The sequence below is a fragment of the Caloramator sp. mosi_1 genome (assembly GCF_028622835.1).
Classification (GTDB): Bacteria; Bacillota; Clostridia; order Clostridiales; family Caloramatoraceae; genus Thermobrachium.
On sequence record NZ_CP117677.1, the window covers coordinates 425,984 to 445,672 of the forward strand.

Here is a 19,689-nt window from a genome sequence, read left to right on the forward strand (position 1 = left end):
TTTAAAATTAAAGAGTCTAAGAAACACCCAAGTGGTGTTTCTTAGACTCTTTGTATACTACTTTACCCTCTATTAAAACATATTGCGTCTTTGACATTATATCAAGCGGAAATCTGTCTAAAACAACTATATCTGCATCCTTTCCTACCTCTAAAGAACCTACCCTATCATCAATTTTTAGTATCTTTGCTGGATTTATAGTTATTGCCTTTAAAGCCTCCATTTCATCCATACCGTGTTTTGCTGCAAGTGCTGCACAAAGAGGTAGGTATTGTATTGGAATAACACCGTGGTCTGTCATTATAGCAATATCTATTCCCTTTTACTTAAAATGCCTGCTGTTTCAAAGGTTAATTCCTAAGCTCTACTTTACTTCTCTCAGATAAACTTGGTCCAACTATAAGAGGATACCCCTCTTCCTTTAATTCATCTGCTATTAGATGCCCCTCAGTACAGTGGTCTAAAGTTAAATCTATATCAAACTCCTTTGCTATTCTAATAGCCGTAAACATATCATCAGCTCTATGAGCGTGCACCTTTAAAGGTATTTCTCTTTTAAAACAGGTATTAGACTTTCATACTTTATATCAAAGTCTGGTTTATCTTCTTCCTCCTCTGCACTTTCCATTTTGTTTAGATATTCCTTTGCCTTATATAAAGTATCCCTTAAAAGTGCTGCAATTCCCATTCTTGTAGTTGGCATTTCGTGTTTTTCGTGATATGTTGATTTTGGATTTTCACCAAAAGCCACCTTTATAGCAGCTGGGCTCTTTACAATCATATCATCAATTCTTTTTCCATAGGTTTTTATTACTGCAAAACTTCCTGAAATAACATTTGCACTTCCAGGTCCTGAACAAACACAGGTTATACCGTTTTCATAAGCCTCTTTAAAGGTTTTATCCATTGGGTTTATACCATCTATCGCCCTAAGATGTGGAGTTATAGGGTCAGTTGCTTCGTTGCCATCTGCCCCTTCAAATCCAACTCCATCCTCCCACATACCAAGGTGGCAGTGGGCATCTATCATACCAGGCATTATATATCCACCCTTTGCATCTATTACTTCAATTTCTCCATCGAACTCTTTTTCTTCTCCTACATATTTAATTTTTCTGCCCTCTACAAGTACGCAGCCCTTCTCTATAACTCTACCTGCCATAGTTAAAACAGTTCCATTTTTTATTAAAATCATTTAATAACCCCCTTATATCTTCATTGAAAGTGCTATTCTCTTTCTTTCTAAATCGACCTCTAAAACCTTTACATCAACTACTTGACCTACCTTAACAAAATCTGCTGGATGTTTTACAAATGTCTCTGCTATCTCTGATTTATGAACAAGTCCATCTTGATGAACACCAATATCAACAAAGGCTCCAAAATCTGCAACATTTCTAACTGTTCCCTTTAATATCATTCCTGGCTTTAAATCCTCCATCTTTAAAACATCACTTCTGAAGATAGGTTTTTCAAGTTCATCTCTTATATCTCTTCCTGGCTTCTTAAGTTCCTTAACTATGTCAAGTAGTGTAGGTATTCCTATATTTATTTCTGATGCTATTTTTTCTTCTCCGTAGTTTTTAAGTCTTTCGTCTATATCCTGTAGTTTATTTTGCTTAACATCATCTTTACTATATCCTAATAGGTTTATAAGCTTTTCTGCTGCTTCATAGGATTCTGGGTGAACAGCAGTATTATCAAAAACATTATCTCCATCTGTGATTCTTAAAAATCCTGCACATTGTTCAAAGGCCTTCTCTCCTAATCTTTTTACCTTAAGAAGTTCTTTTCTATTTTTAAACTTACCGTTTTCTTCTCTATATTCTACAATATTCTTAGCAATTGCAGTATTTATACCAGAAACATATGAAAGAAGTGCTTGTGATGCTGTATTTAAATCAACTCCAACAGAGTTTACCGCATCCTCTACAACTCCATTTAATGCCTCAGAAAGACGTTTTTGTGTTACATCGTGCTGATATTGACCAACACCAATTGACTTTGGATCAATTTTTACCAGTTCTGCAAGTGGGTCCTGTAGTCTTCTTGCTATAGAAATTGCACCTCTTAAAGAAACATTTATATCTGGAAACTCCTTTGCTGCAAGCTCTGATGCTGAATAAACTGATGCCCCTGCCTCAGACACAACAACATAGAATATTTCCTTTCCTGTTTCCTCTTTTATTTCCCTTATAAGTTCTGATAAAAATGCCTCTGATTCACGTGATGCAGTGCCATTTCCTAAAGAAATAATATCAACATTATGCTTGTATATTAGCTCTTTAAGAGCTTTTGCTTCCCTCAATATCATTTTGAGGTTCTGTCGGATAAACTGTAGTAGTATCAAGTAATTTTCCTGTTTCATCTACAACTGCTATCTTACATCCTGTTCTAAATGCAGGGTCAAATCCAAGCACAACCTTATTCTTTACAGGAGGTTGTAACAAAAGATTTTTCAAGTTTATTGAAAAGACTTTTATTGCCTGTTCCTCAGCTTTATCTGTTAACATATTTCTAATTTCTCTTTCTATTGAAGGAGAAATTAATCTCACATAACTATCCTTTATTGCATCCTTTATGTATTTTGTTTCCTGTCCTTCTCTTTTAATTATTTTCTTTTCAAGATATAGAAGTATTTTATCAACTGGTGCCTCAATCTTAACTTGTAAAAACTCTTCTCTTTCTCCTCTATTTATTGCTAAAATTCTGTGGGGAACAATTCTGCAGACTGCTTCACTATAATCGTAGTACATTTCATAGGGAGAACGTTCATCCTTTGTCTTTTTAGTTGCTATGATTCCCTCTTTATAAGTAATATCTCTAATTGACTTTCTAAAATCTGCGTTGTCTGATATATCCTCAGCTATAATGTCGAGGGCACCTGAAATTGCCTCTTCCTTTGTTAATACCTTTAATTCTTCATTTACGTACTTTTCTGCTTCCTTTTCTAAATCCCCATCAAATTCCTGAGAAATAATTAAATTTGCAAGTGGCTCTAACCCCTTTTCCTTTGCTATCGTAGCTCTTGTTCTTTTCTTTGGTCTAAATGGTCTGTATATATCATCAACTTCTGTAATTGTTTCTGCTGCCTCAATCTTTGAAACAATCTCATCAGTTAGTTTGCCTTGTTCATCTATTAATCTTTTTACTTCTTCCTTTTTGATAGCAGATTTCTTAAATAGGTTAGTCTTTCGTAAAAATTTCTAAGAGTTGTATCATCAAGATTTCCTGTAGCCTCTTTACGATATCTTGCTATAAAAGGAATAGTATTGCCTGAATCAATTAACTCTATGGTATTTTTGACCTGCCATTCCTTTATACTAAGTTCCTCTGACAGTCTTCTTATAATATCCATTACCCATCACTCCTTAAATAAACTTTCTACATCCTTTTCCATAACAAAAACCATTAGATATTCTCCTGTCTTTGTACTGATATCACAGTGAATACTTACAACCTTTACATTAACAATTTCCTCTATTATTGCCTCAAGTTTTCCTCTTAAAACGTCCTCAAGCATATACCTGAATTCTTTAATGGTTTTTCTCCCCTCTGGTGACTGAGCAAGTCTTTTTCCGCTGGAGTTAAAACCTTTTTTAGTCTTACTATTATCATATCCTTAAATATATGTGCCATTGCTTCTTCAGCACCACGACCTATCTCTTCCTTTTCAAAATGTATAAGTGCATTGCTTATCTTCATTTCTAAACTTCCCTTTAGAGACATAAAAATACCTCCATTTATAATTTCTATACTATTTTATATTTACCTTCCTATAATATCAAGGGAAATTTAATTTATTTAAATATTAAAAAAGATATCAACAATTGAAATATAATCATTAAAGGCACTCCAAACTTAAACTTAGGCTTTCGTGTTTTATGGTGAAATATATGCATAGAAAGATATACACCAATGCTTCCACCAAGTAATGCAATCATTAGTAAAGTACTCTCCCTTATTCTCCATCCCTTGTATTTAGCTTTAAATTTATCAATCATAACCAAAAACATACCTAAAATATTTAGGATTGCTACCCAAGTTAAATATGAAATTTCCAACACTTTTATATATCCCCTTAAAATTAATTAAGTTCACCGTACCAATAACAGTATTATAATATATTTTACACGATATTACTTATATTTTTTAAAATAAGTTACCTCAACAAACACACTACATCCGCTATAAGTTATGGTTGTTCACAGTCATCTATATAATAAAAAATAATGTGTCCGATTAGGACACATTATTCTTCTTCAGGCATAGTTTCTTTTTTCTGTTCTTCTTTTGTTTCTTTTCTTCCTTCTTTGCCATTCTTATCACCCCTCCCATTATAAGTTAACCAAATTTTTATAAATTATACAGGTTATAATAAATTTTTCTCGTAAAAATTCTAAAGACTGTCCTTCAAGTTGAAGAACAGTCTTTTTATACTCATTACTTATTAAAATATCTTTCTAATAGCCCCTTAAATGCTGCACCGTGTCTTGCTTCATCCTTACACATTTCGTGAACAGTATCGTGTATTGCATCAAGGTTTAGTTCCTTTGCTCTTTTTGCAAGCTTTAACTTTCCTTCACAAGCACCATATTCAGCTTGAACTCTCATCTCTAAGTTCTTCTTTGTGCTGTCTGTTACCACTTCACCTAAAAGTTCTGCAAACTTTGCAGCGTGTTCTGCTTCTTCAATTGCTATTCTCTTATATGCTTCTGCAACTTCAGGATATCCTTCTCTATCAGCTTGACGGCTCATAGCAAGGTACATACCAACCTCAGTACATTCTCCTATAAAGTTCATCTTTAGACCTTCTATTATTTCTGGATCAACATCCTTTGCAACTCCTATTCTATGTTCATCCGCCCAAACAAGCTTTCCATCTTCCTTTACTATAAACTTTTCCTTAGGTGCATTACATTGTGGACACTTGTCTGGTGCCTCCATTCCTTCGTGAACATAACCACATATTGTACATACAAACTTCTTCATATTAACATCCTCCCTTTATATTAAAATTTTTTATATTTCCTATCGACACTTTAATAATACCATATTATTTTTATTTTGACAATAGTTTTTGTAGAAAATTATTTTCCTTAATGAAATATTGAAATGCATTGTGATATGTATATAATATACCATAGAAGGGTATATAAAGGAGGTGTAGTTTATGCCACTATATACTTACAAATGTGAAATCTGTGAAAATGAATTTGAAGAGTTAGTAAGAAATGCAGATGAAAAGGTTGAATGCCCTAAATGTAAAAGCTCAGTTGTTAAGAGAAAACTTCCTACAATAAAAGTAAATGGTTCATCTAATGCCCCTAAGTCAAGTGGTTTTTCTTGAGCAGGATGTTAACTTTGGCTGGATGCCAAAATTAAAAGTAGGTGAAATCCTCACCTACTTTACTATCTTTAAATAATCCTTAATATCAAATACATCTTCTTCAGTTTGATATAGTTTGTGTTTTACAAATTTTACGTCTTTATATGTTGTCTTTAAAATACCCATCATTGCAATATGGTTTTTAGCATTTTTAGCATCTAAATCCTCTAATCTTACCTCCAGCCTGTTTTGGCTTGCTCTTATTTCTGTTACATCAGTCCTCATTTCTTTTATATCTGTTTCAATAGAATCTACCCTGATTCTAATACCATCTATTCTCTTTTCGATATTATCCATTCTAATTTCAATATTATCCATTCTCTTTTCGATGTTGTCCATTCTAATTTCAATGTTATCTATTCTCTTTTCGATGTTGTCCATTCTAATTTCAATGTTATCTATTCTCTTTTCAATACTATCAATTCTTTTCTCGATGTTATCTATTCTTTTTTCAATGTTATCCAACTTGTTCAAAATTAAATTTAAAACCTGTTCCATCTATTCACCTCCAAAACACCCTTAATGATAATTTTATACTAAATATACCTATACATCAATAGAAACTATATAATAAAATAAAACTTAACTCCACCTTCAATATTTATAGCTCCAACCTCTCCCCGTGAAGTTCAATAATATTTTTACTATACTTAAGCCCAAACCAGTACCTCCATATCTTTTATTTCCCGACTTATCGATTTTATAAAATTTATTCCATATATATTCAATCTCATCCTGCGGTATATTACTTCCTGAATTTATAACTTCAAATTTAACCCTATCATCTTCTTTATATAAATTTATCTCAACTTTACCTGTTGAATGTCTTATTGCATTAGGTGAACTACCCCCACCTATAGAGGTGGTGGCTTCGTGGTCAATACTCCTATCGGAGCAAGTTTACCCACGCTCAAAGGGCTGTTCCATCCCCAGTTTTACCATTTATATGGCTAATTTTAGTAAGTTCTTTGCTGCATTTACATCTCTATCGTGTTTAGCACCACAATTAGGACACTCCCACTCCCTCAATGCTAAATTCTTTACCTCTGAGTTTTTATATCCACATTCACTACATATTTGACTTGATGCATAGTTTTGTGGTGCTATTATTATTTCTCTTCCATACCACTTTGCTTTATATTCTAATATTCTTCTAAATTCTGCCCAGGATACTTCACTTATTGATTTTGATAAACATCTATTTTGTTGCATATTCTTTACCTTCAAATCCTCTAAAACTATAACTTGGTTTTCGTTTATAATTTTAGAGGACAATTTATGAAGAAAATCTCTTCTTTGATTAGTTATTTTTTCGTGTAATTTAGCAAGTTTTTGCCTGTTTTTCTCATAATTTTTACTACTCTTTTGTTTCCTTGATAAATCTCTTTGTAGTTTCTTTATTCTTTTTCAGTTCTTCTTAGCCATTTGGGATTTTCTATTTTTTCTCCATCTGATAATATTGCAAATTCCTTTAACCCTAAATCTATTCCAATTTTTTATCTGCTTTTGGTAATTCCTTTATCTCTGTTTCTACTAATATCGAAGCATAATACTTTTCTGTTGGTGTTTTAGATATTGTTACTGATTTAATAATTCCTTCAAATTGCCTATGTTGTTTTATTTTTATCTTTGTTTTTAACTTTGGTATTTTTAAGTAACCGTCTATAATATCAACTGTCCCATTTTGATTATTTGTTGTATAGGATTGATATCCTTTTTTCTTCTTGAATTTAGGAAAGCCTATGCTATTATCTCTAAAAAGCTCTTGTATGCCTTCTCTAAATTAAGCTGTGCATTAGCAAGAGCAAGGCTATCTACTTCTTTTAGAAAAGGATATTCTTTTTATATTGTGCAGGCGTTGTTTTTAGCATTTTCCCTGTTTGTTTGTAATGCTCTATCTTATCATTAAGCATTTTGTTGTATATGAACCTTACACAACCAAATACTTTAGATAAATATTCCTTTTGTTCTTTTGTTGGGTATATTCTATATTTATAGGCTTTTAGCAAAGTCACACCTATTCACCTTGCTTTTCTATATATTTTTTATAACTTCAATTGGCCTTCACAATATTATCATTTATAAGCTTTCTTCTATATCTCGTTACTAAAACAAGATGATAATATAGCAAGAATACTGAATGATCATTATTATCAAAATCTATGTATCTATATAACCTCATTTTTCTAATGCTTATTTTGTATCTGAACGATGAATTTGTCAAGCGACATTCATCACCCACTTATAGAAGTAGGTGACTTCTGTCGCTGATTAGGTTAAATTTGCTAAATTATTTTTGCCTCCTTTAGCTGAAGATTGATAAGCTTTGCTTCATCCTCTGACTTTGCATTACTTAACTGAAGGTTTAATTTTTCTATATTAATCTCTGCACTTGCTATTTGTGACTCTATTTGTTCATTATATACTGTTAAAAGTGTCTGACCTTCCTTTACAGTATCTTTGATTTTTACACTTAAATTTTTAACTTCACCACTATTTTTAGCAACTATATCCTTAGTAGTTCCTGCAAATACAATACCAGTTGACTTAATTTTAACTGAAATATCCTGTTTTACTACCCTTTGCGGTATATATCTGATAGTTGATTGTGTGTTATTTGTGTTGAACTTCTTAGAATAAAAATAATACACCGAAAACACAATAATTAAAGCTAAAACAATACCAATTAATACTTTGAAACTTCTTTTCATTTTCTCTCCTCCCATCAAGTTTTAAACCCATTTTAAAGTTTAATTAAGGAGGGTAATTGACAAAATTATTAATAAATTGTGAATAAAAATACAGCTTCTTATAGGTAATCAAAGCCTATAAGAAGCTGCGTTTAAATTATGTTATTTTGTTCTAAAAATTCCTTATTACAGATTAGATTATCAAAATCACCATCATATATTATCCTATGCTCACTTGATATTACAATAGCTCTTTTAAACAACCCCTTAAAATAATCAAAATCGTGGGTAGCACAGATTATAGTTTTACCATAATCATTTAAGTTTTTTAAAAGCTCCTTAATTTTTCTTTTACTCTTTGGGTCGATTTCATTTAAGGGCTCATCTAAAATTAAAACCTCTGGATTTAAAGCAAGAGTTGCAGCAATTGCAACCTTTTTCTTTTCACCACCACTTAATGTATATGGAACCCTATTCTTTAGATGTTCAATATCAAGTAGCTTTAAACAATCATCAACCCTTTTTGAACTACTGCATAATCTATATCAAATTGCAACAATCCAAAGGCTATTTCATCAAAAACAGTTTTGCAAAAAGCTGATTATCTGAGTTTTGAAAAACAAAACCCACTCTCTTATGAAAAATTTTTCTTCTTCTTGAATCACTTAAAAACTTAGAATCAATTCTTTGCCTATCAAATAAATACTCTCCAATTTTTACATCCAAAAGACCATTTAACACCCTAAGTAAAGTAGTTTTTCCCGAACCATTTGGTCCAATAATTGCAACACTTTCACCATGCTGTATTTTAAATGAAATATCTTTTAATACTACATTGTCATTTAGCCTACAAGTTAAATCTTTAATTTCAATCATTCTATCACCTTATAAAATTATAATTTTTTATTTTATAACAAAAAAGCCAATTATAATTATTATATTTATGATACTATACAACACTTCACCAATTCCTATTTTTTATATATCCTGCTATTAAATTCACCACTAAAACATCTACACTCTAATGCCTCGTCCATCTTAAAACTTAAATCAATAGATGTTACAAACAAATTATACATTATTTGTGAAAGCACATCATAAGGATTTTTGATATATCCAACACTTCTTATCTTTAAACTGCAAAGTATTGCATATGCTCTTTCTGACAATAAATATATAAACCTTATTGCAGAATCAAATATGAATAGTACAATATTAGGAACTTTAATCAACCGAAACGATGAAATAATATTATGCCAATTTGATGTAATTGACATAATCATAGTTAAAATAACTGATATAGTTATTTTAACTACGCTTAATACCGCATTTTTGTTTCTAAAAAATCGATGGACCTATTATTATAGCAGAAACAAAAAGGGTTACTAAAAATATATTTAATATTCTTAGAAGATCCTTATCCTCTAAAAGAATCACTAATAAAATCAAATAGGCAGCATTTAACATTATATAAAATTTATTAAAGGAAAGGGATAGAAGTATTAAGTTGATAAGAGTAAAATAAAGCTTAAAAGTCTCGTGGATACTATATATACCTCTATCCCTTTTATCAAACTTTCTAATATTAGATAAAAGATTAAGTAATGAAGTTAAAGTTTTTTCAATAAAAGTTTCATTTTTAATTTTAAATTCAAGTTCATCCTTTTCCTTTAACCAATCCATTTAACTTTCTAACCCTTTCTTTAAAAAGATACCTATTAATCTAAATAAAAGCATAATCATCATTACCCCAAGAATGGCAGATATTATATATCCTATTACATCGTTTACACCTGAGACTGTGTAATCTGGCATTATAGCCTCAAAATTAAAACCTGTTTCCATTCCATTTGGAACATACCCTATAATCTCTTTTATTTCATCTAACCCCCACTCACCCCAAGCTGTGCCTTGTGCTATCAATCCAAGCGGTGATAGTGCAATAAGTAGTGTGATAAATATATATACTTTATTAATCCCCTCTTTTTACCATTATCTTCATATATTTTTACTAAATCTATTTGTTTTGCAATCTTATATATTAACAATGATATAACACCTTCTATAACACCTGCAACTAAAAGATGTGAAATCATCATAGCTGGTATTGCTACACTTAAGCCATACGGACAGTAAAGCGGCGTACCATCTGCTGTTTTAAATAGATATGGTTGTATACCAAATTCAACAGCAGTTAAAAATGCTGCAATATTAAGTCCTATATATGAAGCTATAAAAACTGCTAAGTTTTCATTTTTATTTTTAACTTATTGTAAATGTAGTATCCACTAAAGGACATAGCAAAGGCCATATTAAATATATTTGCACCTAAAGAAAGTATCCCTCCATCTCCAAAAATAGTGCTTGAATTGTAAGGGCAACAGCAACAGATATAAAGGCAGCATAAGGGCCAAGGAGTATTGCTATAATTACAGCTCCAACTGCGTGACCTGTTGTTCCTCCAAGTAGTGGAACATTAAACATCATAATCAAAAAGAATATGCCGCCGCAACACCTAAAAGTGAAAGCCTTCTTCTATCAAGTTCCTCTTTACTTTAGATATAGTTCTTTTAATCACTGGTATAATTGCAAAATAAAAGGCTGTGCAAGTAGATGGACTTAAGTAATTTTCTGGTATATGCATTTAAACCCCTCCTTAAGATTTTTTATTTGATTTATAATTTATATGTAGTAACAAAAAGGGTAGCGTCTTAAACGCTACCCTCGTGGTAACAAATCTATACTAAAACATAATAAATCAACTTGCCTTCGTGGCTATTTTTAGTTTAACAAAAATTTTATATTAATTCAATACTTTTAATGCATTCTACTGTATATCTCCCTATAAACTTCCTGCATAGTATTAAGATTTAAAACACTTATATATCTACTTGATATTACAAACATTAAGTTATCTACAAAAACTGCCCTATATCCATACAAAGGCTCTCTATATGCATCTGTAGAATCTATTTTGCTATGGCTTATCTTTGCCTTTACTTCTAACTTATTATTTTTAATCTCCATTAAGCAAAGCCCTGTAAACTCTAAATTATATGAGTCGTCATTCTTTGTTTCATATAGGTCAAAGGCATAGAGGTTATATTTTCTATATTCAACAAGGGCCTTGTGATTATATAGAGATTCTGAAAAGCTTCCCTTTCCTCCAATTTCAATGCTGTCTTTTGTTTTGGATGGTTTACATCTGACACATCAAATATTGCAACCTTTATTCCTTTATTTACAACTCTTCCTTCCATTTCTCCTGTTTCCATTCCAAAACCAATAATTGTATTTTCATCATAGGGATGGAGGTAAGTGCTGTAGCCAGGAATCTTTAGTAACCCTAATATTTTAGGTTCCCTTGGATTTTTTAAGTCGATTACAAATAGTGGATCTACCTGTTTAAAGGTTACCATATATAACTTATCCTTCACAAATCTTGTGGAATAGATTCTTTCATCTACTGCTATCCCTTTTATACTTCCTACAACATTCATATTTTTATCAATCACATAAACACTATTAGATGTTGTAAATTTATTATTTTCTGTTTTATTTTCTGTTGTTGCTATTCTAAAATATCCATCATATTCATCCATAGAGAACTGATTTATTATTGCTCCCTTTACAGTAGTAAACTTTTTATATTCAACCTTTTCTCCTAATTCAAATTTATAAATAACTGTGTCTTGATCATATACTGAAACTGCAATACTTTCATTTGGCTTAGATGAATCTTGTTTTATTTCTTTGTAGTTTACAGCAGTTCTAACAAGATATAGACTACTGTGGGACATATACATATTTTCAAAGTAACCTAAAACCACCTGATTGTCTATTGTATTATTATTTATATCAATTGATGCTATAACTGTATAGTTAGGCTGAATATCCTGCTTGTTATATCTTATATTAGTTACATCAATTTCTTTTTAACTGCTTCCTTTCCGTATTCTATATAATACGGTAATAAGCTGTCATTATTCGCTGATTCTCTTATATAATAGTAAAATCCCTTATTTGTAACTATATAAACCCTTCCATCCTTTAACCTTGCCGACAATTTATAGCCATTAATTTCATATTGCTTAACTGAAATTGGTTTTTGAATATCAGATATATCATATATACTTATAAGAGTTGTATCTTCCCCATAATAAATAGGCATTATACCTATCACTTTTTCCTTTAATGATGGCTGTTGTTGATTCTCTTTAAATCTACTAACACTTGACATTAATACTAAATAATTCTTACTATCATTTTTATATAAGAACATATCTGTTAAATTTATATTTCTTTTATACCCTTTGAACTCCTTTACCTCTTTATCTCCTAATAGTTCTTCTCCTTTTAGAGCTGTAATCTTCTTTGGTTTTTCCTCTGCTGTAAAAATAGTTACTTCATTTCTTTCAAAATTTATAACATATATATAGTTTCCATCTGTTTTTATAATATCTGCCTCATCTATTCCTTGAACCTGCACATTGGTATTTGAATGTTCTCTTGAGGTAGATTGTGCTTTTGAATCTAATGCCTTCTCTTGAGTTGCTATTCCTCCAAAAACCTTAATCTATTATTTTTATCTCTTAAATTCTTGTTTAGCATAGAAACAAATTCTTTTTATTTTTAACCTTAGTAAGTTCGTACGATACCTCTTTTGTATCCTTATCCTGTTTCAAATAGGATAAAACATAGGTAAATGCAAAAATTGAAACTATCAAGCTCATAACTAAAGCTGCCCATCTTCTTTTCATAACTATCCCTCCTTTATTTAAATCTTTACATTTTAATAAAGTCCTTCTTTTAAATCTTCACTTACGTGTATCTCATCTAACCCTCTTAAATCAATCTCCCTTTTGTCATTCCTCATAGGCTAATCCCTCCTTAAGATTGCTTTTTAGTATTTCTCTTGCCCTCATAAGCCTACTTCTTATAGTTGATTCTTTAGTATTTAGCATCTGTGATATATCAGCTGTTGTAAGTCCTTTGTAATAATAGAGATAAACAACAACTCTATACTTATCTGGCAAGTTTAATACTGCATTAAGTATGTAATCCCTCTCTATCTCTTTAAGAGCATCATTTTCTACTGTTTCTTTTTCTTCTCCTTTAATCTCCCAAAACAAAATGTTTCTTTTATCCAAGCACTTTTAAGATAATCTTTACAGGTATTTATTGCTATTTTAGTTATCCAAGTATACACATCTGAATCCTGTCTAAATTTATCTATATTTTTATATACCTTTATAAAGACTTCTTGAAACAAATCCTCTGCCTGTGAATAGTCCTTTGTATATATATAACACAACCTTAAAATGTCATCTCCATATTCATCTATTAAATATTCAATTTCTGCACTTCTATCCTGCTTAATTATCACACCTCTTCCTCCCTTCACTTATTAGACGATACAAAATTCAATTCTGTTGCAGTTAAATAATATTTCTATTAATTTTTTATAATTCCTTCAAAAATAAAAAAGAGGTAAAACTACCTCTAAAAACTACCTCTACCTTTCAACTTTCTTTATCTTTTTTGTTGGTACATCCTATCATCTGCCGCTGTCATAATACTATCAATATCCATTCCATCCCTGTATTCACATATACCATAACTAAAATCAATAACTATATTTTCTATTGGATTTTCCTTTAAATAATTTTTTATAAATCCAATCTTTCCCTCTGATTTATTATCATCTGCTCCGTGTAAAAGAAGTACAAACTCGTCTCCACCTAATCTTGCAACTACATCTGTATCCCTTAAATTTTTCTTTAGTACATCAGCAAAATATTTTAACACTCTATCTCCCATCTTATGTCCATAGGTATCATTTATTGGTTTAAAATCGTCTAAATCAATTAAAACTATACTAAACCTGTTTCCATATCTTATTGCCCTCTTTATTTCCTTTTCAAGTATTTCTTCAAAACATCTTCTGTTGAATACATCAGTAAGCTTGTCCGTTCTTAATGCATAATTTAACTCCTCAAGTAAAATGACATTCTTTATTGAAGCCTCCAGTTGTTTTACCAAAAATTCAAGAAGTTCAATATCCTTATTAGTAAAGGCATCTATCTTTTCAAGATTATCAATATTAATTACTCCATAAAATTCTCCCTCTATATAAATAGGTGCACTTAAAGTTGATTTTATATCTAATGCATTCATTTCAAGCAGCATTTTATATTTTTTATTATCTATATATTCACTATCAAAGGAACGCGGATTTTTTATTATATCTGCTGAGTTTAACCTATTTAGTTTATATAAATAAAGCTCCTCTTTTTAAAATTAACCTTTTTAGCTCATCTATATCATATCCTATTGCTGCTACATACTCCATATAATCCCTTTGTTTATTGTATACAAGTATGCTTCCAGCATCCCCTCTTCTACAATCTTTAGGGTATCCACTAATATCTTTTAAAGAGTTTATTTACATCTTTATATGCCATTAATTCTTTGAAATTTCAATTAGTAAATTGTTTAAATCTACCTCCCTCTCATATTTTTCTTTTAATCTAATGTACTGATTATAAAGTATTGTTAAAATAAAAATCAATAAAAACAATAACGCTGCAATAAAAGGTTTCAATAATATTCCCCTAATAAAAAGTATATCACATTTAGATAATCAAGCTTAATACAATTATATTATAAGTTATTTTCGATATTTTTGAACATTTATTTTTGAATACTATCTATGTTGCAGTATCTTTTATTGTTTTTATTCAAATAATATTAGGGAGGTGTATTTATGGCTAAAAAGAATTTAAAAACAGCATAACACCAGAGGCTACTGAAATGTATCCAACAAATGATAGAGAAGTTGAATCCTACTGTGAAGGGAAACCCTGTACCTTTAAGCACGTTGAATCTAATGTAAAAAATATTGACACAGGTGTTATGGAACCAAGTCTTAGAAAAAATTAAAAAATAGGCTGCATTGCAGCCTATTTGGGAGGATTTAATGGTGTTGGGGATTGTTTTAATTATTATTAGTAAATAATAATTGTCTTCTATAATTAAATAATATCACATTGTTGTGTTTTGTCAATATATGTAGAAATTTTTTATTTTAAAAATAGGACAAACCTTTTAATTCCTGCCTTACTTTTGGAAAAAGCAATAAAAAAGCAGCTTAACGCTGCTTTAAACTTCTTATCTATTGAAGTTTCTCTTTTGTTGCTTTCTAGCTTTTCTACATTCTGGACATCTCTTTGGTTCGTTTTCGAATCCCTTTTCAGCGTAGAATTGTTGTTCTCCTTCTGTGAAGATGAACTCCTTACCACAGTCTACACATACTAAATTCTTGTCTGCCATTTCAACATTCCTCCTAAAATATAACCTTTTTCCTTAAGACCAGGTACAACATTTCCAAGGCTATACAAGGAGAATGTTGAACTGTCTTTCGGGTACTATATAAATATATCATATATTTAATGTAATTGCAAGCAAAATATTTTATTTTTTCTTTGCAAACTCAATATTTACTTTTTACCTTTAATAGTATTTTCGTTCATTATCTTCATTACTTCCTTTGCATATTCTCTTGGAACTTCAACAAAGGAGAATTTGTCATAAATATCTATACTGCCAATTAAGTCTCCAGGTATTTTTACCTTATCTGCAAAGGCACCAACAATGTCCCTTGGAGATATTTTTGATTTTTACCTATGTTAATAAACAGCCTTGTCATTTCTCTATCCTGTTCTATTTCTTGAATATCATCTTCATATCTTTCATCTAATTTCATAGTCATCTTTAATAATGCTGATGCTATATCTAAAGAAGTATATTCATCTCCTACTATTCTTTCAATTATACCTGCATATCTTTCAAGTCCGCCCTCATTTATTACATCTTTTATCTTATCTATTAGGGCTGAAATCTTTCTTTCCTCTACATCGTTTATGGTAGGAATTTTGCCCATCTTAATCTTTGTTTTTGTATACCTTTGTATATCCTTTAATTTATATATTTCCTTTCCTGATATGAAGGTATATGCCTTTCCCTCTCTACCTGCTCTTCCTGTTCTGCCTATTCTGTGAACATAGTTTTCTATATCCTGTGGAACATCATAGTTGAAAACCATCTCAACATTTTCAACATCAATTCCTCTTGCTGCAACATCTGTTGCTACAAGTATTTCTATTAAACCATTTCTAAATTTTTGCATTACCTTGTCTCTTTGAAGCTGTTTTAGATCTCCGTGAAGCCCGTCTGCAAGATATCCTCTTGCCTGAAGGCTTAAAGAAACTTCGTCTACCTTCTTTTTGTATTACAGAATACTAAAGATAATTTAGGATTATGTATATCTAAAAGTCTTGATAAAACTTCTATTTTGTCTGCCTCTCTAACTTCTATATAGGTCTGTTCAATTGTAGGAACTGTAAGTTCCTTTTGAACAATCTTAACCATCTTAGGCTCTTTTTGATACTTTTGTGTAAGCTCTAAAATAGGCTTTGGCATTGTAGCTGAAAATAATAGAGTCTGTCTTTCCTTTGGTGCATTGCTCAATATAAACTCTATATCCTCTATAAATCCCATATTAAGCATTTCATCTGCTTCATCCAGTACAATCATCTTTAAATTATCTAACTTAATTGTGCCTCTATTTATATGGTCAATAACCCTTCCTGGCGTTCCTATTACAATATTTACACCTTTATTTAACGCATATATCTGTCTTTCTATAGCCTGCCCTCCATATACAGGAAGTGCGTATACTCCCTTTTAAAGGAGGATAGTTTTTTTATCTCTTCGCTTACCTGTATTGCCAATTCTCTTGTTGGACATAGAATTAGTGCTTGTATTTGTTTCTTACTTGTATCTATCCTTTCTATAACAGGTATTGAAAATGCTGCTGTCTTTCCTGTTCCTGTTTGTGCCTGACCTATTATGTCGTGTCCTTCTAATACTATAGGAATTGCCTGACTTTGTATAGGAGTTGCTTCTTCATACCCAAGGTTTGCAATTGCCTTTAGCATTTCCTTTGATAAATTAAGTTCGTTAAAATTTAATGTTGTCATACTTTACCACCTTTTATTTAGTTTAATATATTAATATTATGTGTTATTTTCAAAAAAGCAACTCCTATTTAAAAATTTTTATAAATTTCATTATTCTTTCGGCAGTATCCTCGATTAAAGTAGAAGCATTTTTCATAGATTGTTCTAAAGATATAGGGCCCTTTGTTATTGGAAATATCACATCTATACCATAGTTATATAAATCCCGGTAACTCTCTTCTAACAAACCACAGATGGCAAGTACAGGCTTATTATATTTTTAGATAGTTTAGCAATTCCAAGGGAACTTTACCAGAAAGTGTTTGTCCGTCTATTTTTCCTTCTCCTGTAACTACATAATCTACATTTTTAACAGTTTCATCTAATTTTAAAGTATCAATTAACACTTCAATTCCTTTTTTAATTTACCATTTAAAAATATTAACGCTCCAGCACCAAGCCCTCCAGCTGCACCTCCTCCTTTTATACTGCTTACATCTATTCCAAATTCTTTATAAACAATTTTAGAAAAATTAATAATAGCACTTTCAAGTACACTTAAATCTTCTTTCCTTGCACCTTTTTGCATTGCATAGACATAAGTTGCTCCCTTCTTTCCATATAGAGTATTTTCCACATCACAAGCTACCGAAAATTCACACTCATCTAATCTTTTATCTTTGCAGGATGGATCTATAGAATATAAACTTAAAAGCTTTTCACCTCCTAATCCTATATCAAAACCATTTTTATCTAAAAACTTATATCCTAGTGCCATTGCCATACCTACACCTGCATCATTAGTTGCACTTCCACCAATTCCAAGGATAAATTTTCTATAACCCAAATCAAGTGCCTGTTTTATAAGTTCTCCTGTCCCATAGGTAGTCGTATATAGAGGATTTCTTTCATTATTTTTAAGAAGTGGTAATCCTGAAGCCGCAGCCATTTCAATTACAACTGTTTTTTCATCTCCCAAGATGCCAAAATAGGAATCAATCTCCCTCATTAAAGGATCTTTTACCTTTGTTTTTATTATTTTCCCCTTAGTACAATTAACTAATGCTTCTACAGTACCTTCTCCACCATCTGCTATAGGTATCTTTATTACTTCTATATCCTTTTCTAACTCGTCTTAATCCTCTTTCAAAGGAATTTGCAGCATCAATTGACGAAATACTTCCTTTAAAGGAATCTATAGCAAGTAAAAACTTCATAACTTAACCTCCTTATTTAAAATAAAAGGGCAAGGTTTTACCTGCCCTTTATTTCAATTCTGGCCAATAGCCCTTATTTGCTTCAATCAAAGCATCTAAAACTTCCCTTGCCTTCTTTGCGGATACTATAGTTCTGTTTAAAGTTAATGCCTGAAGAGCCTTTTGGTATGAACCTTCAAAATATGCATCAACTGTAAGTTTTTCATATGCTAACTGATTTTCAATAAGTCCCTTGTAGAAGGTAGGTATTTTGCCTACAGCAAGAGGTCTTGGTCCATTTGATGTCACTACAGCCGCAACTTCTACCATTGCATCATCTGGTATATTTGATATTATACCGTTGTTTTCAACAATTACTATAAATATCTTATGCTTGTTAAAGGCAATTGATTCTGCAAGTTCTATAATATATTCACTATGTGCATCATTATGAACCAAGCTTGAACCTTTTGATGTTCCCTTTTCTACAACTTTTCTACACTCTTCAAATACTCTCTTTTCTCTACCGTCCATTACTTCATTTGCTCTTGTATAATTAGGATTTAAATGTGCAACTTTGTAATCTGGGTAATAATAATATTGTAAATATGTGTTAGGCAAATAATCTGGAAAATCAACCAGCATATCTCTAACAATAGCATAAGTATCAAGCCAAGATTTGTCTCTTTGTTCGGCGTCAACTGGTTTAAACCCAGTTTCAAGTATTATTTCTTTTATTTTAGGTACTAAATCATTACCATTTTTATCATAAAGGTGTGTAAACCAACCAAAGTGGTTAAGCCCAAAATAAACAGGTTCAAATTCGTTTGGATTCATATTTAGTAATCTGCCATAGGACCTTAACAGATTAACTGGTTGATCACATATATTGAGTATTCTTTTATCATCTGGAAATATTCTTCTTAAGGCCTCTGCTACAATTGCTGCTGGATTTGTATAATTTAAAATCCAGGCATCCTTTGAATATTTTCTTATGTCATTTATTGTATTTACCATATCTTTTATTGAACGCATTCCATAAGCAAATCCACCCGGTCCACAGGTTTCTTGACCTAATACCCCTAATGATAGAGGAATTTTTTCATCCTTCTCCCTCATTTTTAGGCCACCTGTTCTCATTTGAATAAATACAAAATCAACATCTTTATACGCCTCTTCAACCTTTGTTGTATAGCTGAATTCAAGTCCTTCATATTCTTCACTAAAAAGTATTTTTGCAAACTCTCCTATTGGTTTTTGTCTTTCTTCATCAATATCATATAAAACCAATTTTTTTAATGGAAACCTATCCTTCATTTTACATAAACTTTGAAGTAAACCTGGTGTCCAAGTACTGCCACCACCTACAATTGTCAAATTAAATTTTTTCATTG

General features: G+C 31.0%; 21 protein-coding genes and 10 pseudogenes. 2 read left to right on the top strand and 29 right to left on the bottom strand.

The features are described 5' to 3' along the window. Nucleotides 1-16 precede the first annotated feature (16 nt). The 5 genes and pseudogenes from PL321_RS03105 to PL321_RS03130 all read right to left on the bottom strand — a co-directional run bounded on the left by PL321_RS03105 (nt 17) and on the right by PL321_RS03130 (nt 4,992). A pseudogene (locus PL321_RS03105) lies at nt 17-1,195 on the bottom strand (amidohydrolase). 12 nt (nt 1,196-1,207) lie between these two features. Then, nucleotides 1,208-3,358, bottom strand: a pseudogene (locus tag PL321_RS03110) (Tex family protein). Between the two features lie 6 nt (nt 3,359-3,364). Further along, nucleotides 3,365-3,729, bottom strand: a pseudogene (locus tag PL321_RS20825) (DUF2294 domain-containing protein). 71 nt (nt 3,730-3,800) lie between these two features. After that, nucleotides 3,801-4,067, bottom strand: a complete 267-nt coding sequence (locus PL321_RS03125) for a DUF1294 domain-containing protein (RefSeq protein ID WP_443110688.1) — start codon at nt 4,065-4,067, stop codon at nt 3,801-3,803. A 376-nt stretch (nt 4,068-4,443) separates the two neighbouring features. After that, nucleotides 4,444-4,992 carry an NADH peroxidase gene (locus PL321_RS03130; protein WP_027308166.1) on the bottom strand — a complete coding sequence of 183 codons (549 nt, stop codon included), beginning with the start codon at nt 4,990-4,992 and terminating at the stop codon, nt 4,444-4,446. A 181-nt stretch (nt 4,993-5,173) separates the two neighbouring features. On the opposite strand from PL321_RS03130, the gene PL321_RS03135 reads away from it, so the two are divergent. Continuing rightward, entirely contained in the window at nt 5,174-5,350 is a 177-nt protein-coding gene (locus tag PL321_RS03135) for an FmdB family zinc ribbon protein (protein WP_273963437.1), read from the top strand. A gap of 54 nt (nt 5,351-5,404) precedes the next feature. Here the strand turns inward: PL321_RS03135 and PL321_RS03140 are convergent, their stop codons facing one another. The 18 genes and pseudogenes from PL321_RS03140 to PL321_RS03215 form a co-directional block, all read right to left on the bottom strand. After that, a complete protein-coding gene (locus PL321_RS03140; protein ID WP_273963438.1) occupies nt 5,405-5,887 on the bottom strand; it encodes a hypothetical protein in 483 nt (160 codons plus the stop codon). A gap of 96 nt (nt 5,888-5,983) precedes the next feature. Beyond that, nucleotides 5,984-6,271, bottom strand: coding sequence for an ATP-binding protein (locus PL321_RS19480; protein ID WP_337961046.1), 288 nt, complete (start codon nt 6,269-6,271; stop codon nt 5,984-5,986). Between the two features lie 60 nt (nt 6,272-6,331). Further along, nucleotides 6,332-7,398, bottom strand: a pseudogene (gene tnpB, locus PL321_RS03145) (IS200/IS605 family element RNA-guided endonuclease TnpB). 276 nt (nt 7,399-7,674) lie between these two features. Continuing rightward, the gene (locus PL321_RS03155; protein ID WP_273963439.1) at nt 7,675-8,100 is read right to left on the bottom strand and encodes a hypothetical protein; all 426 of its coding nucleotides are present in this window, start codon (nt 8,098-8,100) and stop codon (nt 7,675-7,677) included. A gap of 131 nt (nt 8,101-8,231) precedes the next feature. Next, nucleotides 8,232-8,955: pseudogene (locus PL321_RS03160) on the bottom strand (energy-coupling factor ABC transporter ATP-binding protein). A 95-nt stretch (nt 8,956-9,050) separates the two neighbouring features. Continuing rightward, nucleotides 9,051-9,395, bottom strand: a pseudogene (locus PL321_RS03165) (energy-coupling factor transporter transmembrane component T); the annotation flags it as partial. Nucleotides 9,396-9,417: 22 nt separating this feature from the next. Then, nucleotides 9,418-9,762, bottom strand: coding sequence for a hypothetical protein (locus PL321_RS03170; protein ID WP_273963440.1), 345 nt, complete (start codon nt 9,760-9,762; stop codon nt 9,418-9,420). Then, nucleotides 9,763-10,002: a PDGLE domain-containing protein gene (locus PL321_RS19485; protein ID WP_337960938.1), complete on the bottom strand. Its 240-nt coding sequence runs from the start codon at nt 10,000-10,002 to the stop codon at nt 9,763-9,765. Further along, nucleotides 9,999-10,313, bottom strand: a complete 315-nt coding sequence (locus PL321_RS19490) for an energy-coupling factor ABC transporter permease (RefSeq protein ID WP_337961047.1) — start codon at nt 10,311-10,313, stop codon at nt 9,999-10,001. The genes PL321_RS19485 and PL321_RS19490 overlap by 4 nt, the downstream gene beginning before the upstream one ends. Nucleotides 10,314-10,321: 8 nt before the next feature. Then, nucleotides 10,322-10,566, bottom strand: a pseudogene (locus PL321_RS20830) (energy-coupling factor ABC transporter permease). Nucleotides 10,567-10,594: 28 nt separating this feature from the next. Beyond that, nucleotides 10,595-10,723 (bottom strand): hypothetical protein, encoded by a 129-nt coding sequence (locus PL321_RS19500; protein WP_337960939.1) that lies wholly within the window; start codon nt 10,721-10,723, stop codon nt 10,595-10,597. A 173-nt stretch (nt 10,724-10,896) separates the two neighbouring features. Then, a pseudogene (locus PL321_RS20835) lies at nt 10,897-12,008 on the bottom strand (beta-propeller domain-containing protein). Further along, the gene (locus PL321_RS03190) at nt 11,999-12,655 is read right to left on the bottom strand and encodes a beta-propeller domain-containing protein (protein ID WP_337961050.1); all 657 of its coding nucleotides are present in this window, start codon (nt 12,653-12,655) and stop codon (nt 11,999-12,001) included. Before PL321_RS03190 ends, PL321_RS20835 begins: the two are co-directional and overlap by 10 nt. A 28-nt stretch (nt 12,656-12,683) precedes the next feature. Further along, nucleotides 12,684-12,839: a hypothetical protein gene (locus PL321_RS03195; RefSeq protein ID WP_273963441.1), complete on the bottom strand. Its 156-nt coding sequence runs from the start codon at nt 12,837-12,839 to the stop codon at nt 12,684-12,686. Nucleotides 12,840-12,944: 105 nt separating this feature from the next. Then, entirely contained in the window at nt 12,945-13,211 is a 267-nt protein-coding gene (locus PL321_RS03200) for an RNA polymerase sigma factor (RefSeq protein ID WP_273963442.1), read from the bottom strand. Next, a complete protein-coding gene (locus PL321_RS03205) occupies nt 13,172-13,465 on the bottom strand; it encodes a sigma-70 family RNA polymerase sigma factor (protein ID WP_273963443.1) in 294 nt (97 codons plus the stop codon). Before PL321_RS03205 ends, PL321_RS03200 begins: the two co-directional genes overlap by 40 nt. A gap of 146 nt (nt 13,466-13,611) precedes the next feature. Then, entirely contained in the window at nt 13,612-14,325 is a 714-nt protein-coding gene (locus tag PL321_RS03210) for a sensor domain-containing diguanylate cyclase (RefSeq protein ID WP_337961051.1), read from the bottom strand. A 217-nt stretch (nt 14,326-14,542) separates the two neighbouring features. Then, entirely contained in the window at nt 14,543-14,683 is a 141-nt protein-coding gene (locus PL321_RS03215) for a hypothetical protein (RefSeq protein WP_273963444.1), read from the bottom strand. Between the two features lie 209 nt (nt 14,684-14,892). Here PL321_RS03215 and PL321_RS03220 point away from each other — a divergent pair, with 209 nt between their 5' ends. Continuing rightward, nucleotides 14,893-15,021 carry a hypothetical protein gene (locus PL321_RS03220; protein ID WP_273963445.1) on the top strand — a complete coding sequence of 43 codons (129 nt, stop codon included), beginning with the start codon at nt 14,893-14,895 and terminating at the stop codon, nt 15,019-15,021. Nucleotides 15,022-15,249: 228 nt separating this feature from the next. Here the strand turns inward: PL321_RS03220 and PL321_RS03225 are convergent, their stop codons facing one another. The 6 genes and pseudogenes from PL321_RS03225 to PL321_RS03240 form a co-directional block, all read right to left on the bottom strand. Continuing rightward, complete coding sequence (locus PL321_RS03225) at nt 15,250-15,411, bottom strand: zinc-ribbon domain-containing protein (protein ID WP_027308154.1); 162 nt, start codon at nt 15,409-15,411, stop codon at nt 15,250-15,252. Between the two features lie 167 nt (nt 15,412-15,578). Beyond that, a pseudogene (locus PL321_RS03230) lies at nt 15,579-17,120 on the bottom strand (DEAD/DEAH box helicase). A gap of 64 nt (nt 17,121-17,184) precedes the next feature. Beyond that, nucleotides 17,185-17,346, bottom strand: a complete 162-nt coding sequence (locus PL321_RS20840) for a glycerate kinase (RefSeq protein WP_443110689.1) — start codon at nt 17,344-17,346, stop codon at nt 17,185-17,187. A 25-nt stretch (nt 17,347-17,371) separates the two neighbouring features. Further along, nucleotides 17,372-18,216: pseudogene (locus tag PL321_RS19510) on the bottom strand (glycerate kinase family protein). Next, entirely contained in the window at nt 18,155-18,316 is a 162-nt protein-coding gene (locus PL321_RS19515; RefSeq protein WP_337960941.1) for a hypothetical protein, read from the bottom strand. The pseudogene PL321_RS19510 and the gene PL321_RS19515 overlap by 62 nt, the downstream one beginning before the upstream one ends. A gap of 48 nt (nt 18,317-18,364) precedes the next feature. Then, complete coding sequence (locus tag PL321_RS03240; protein ID WP_273963446.1) at nt 18,365-19,687, bottom strand: 6-phospho-alpha-glucosidase; 1,323 nt, start codon at nt 19,685-19,687, stop codon at nt 18,365-18,367. Between the last annotated feature and the right edge of the window lie 2 nt (nt 19,688-19,689).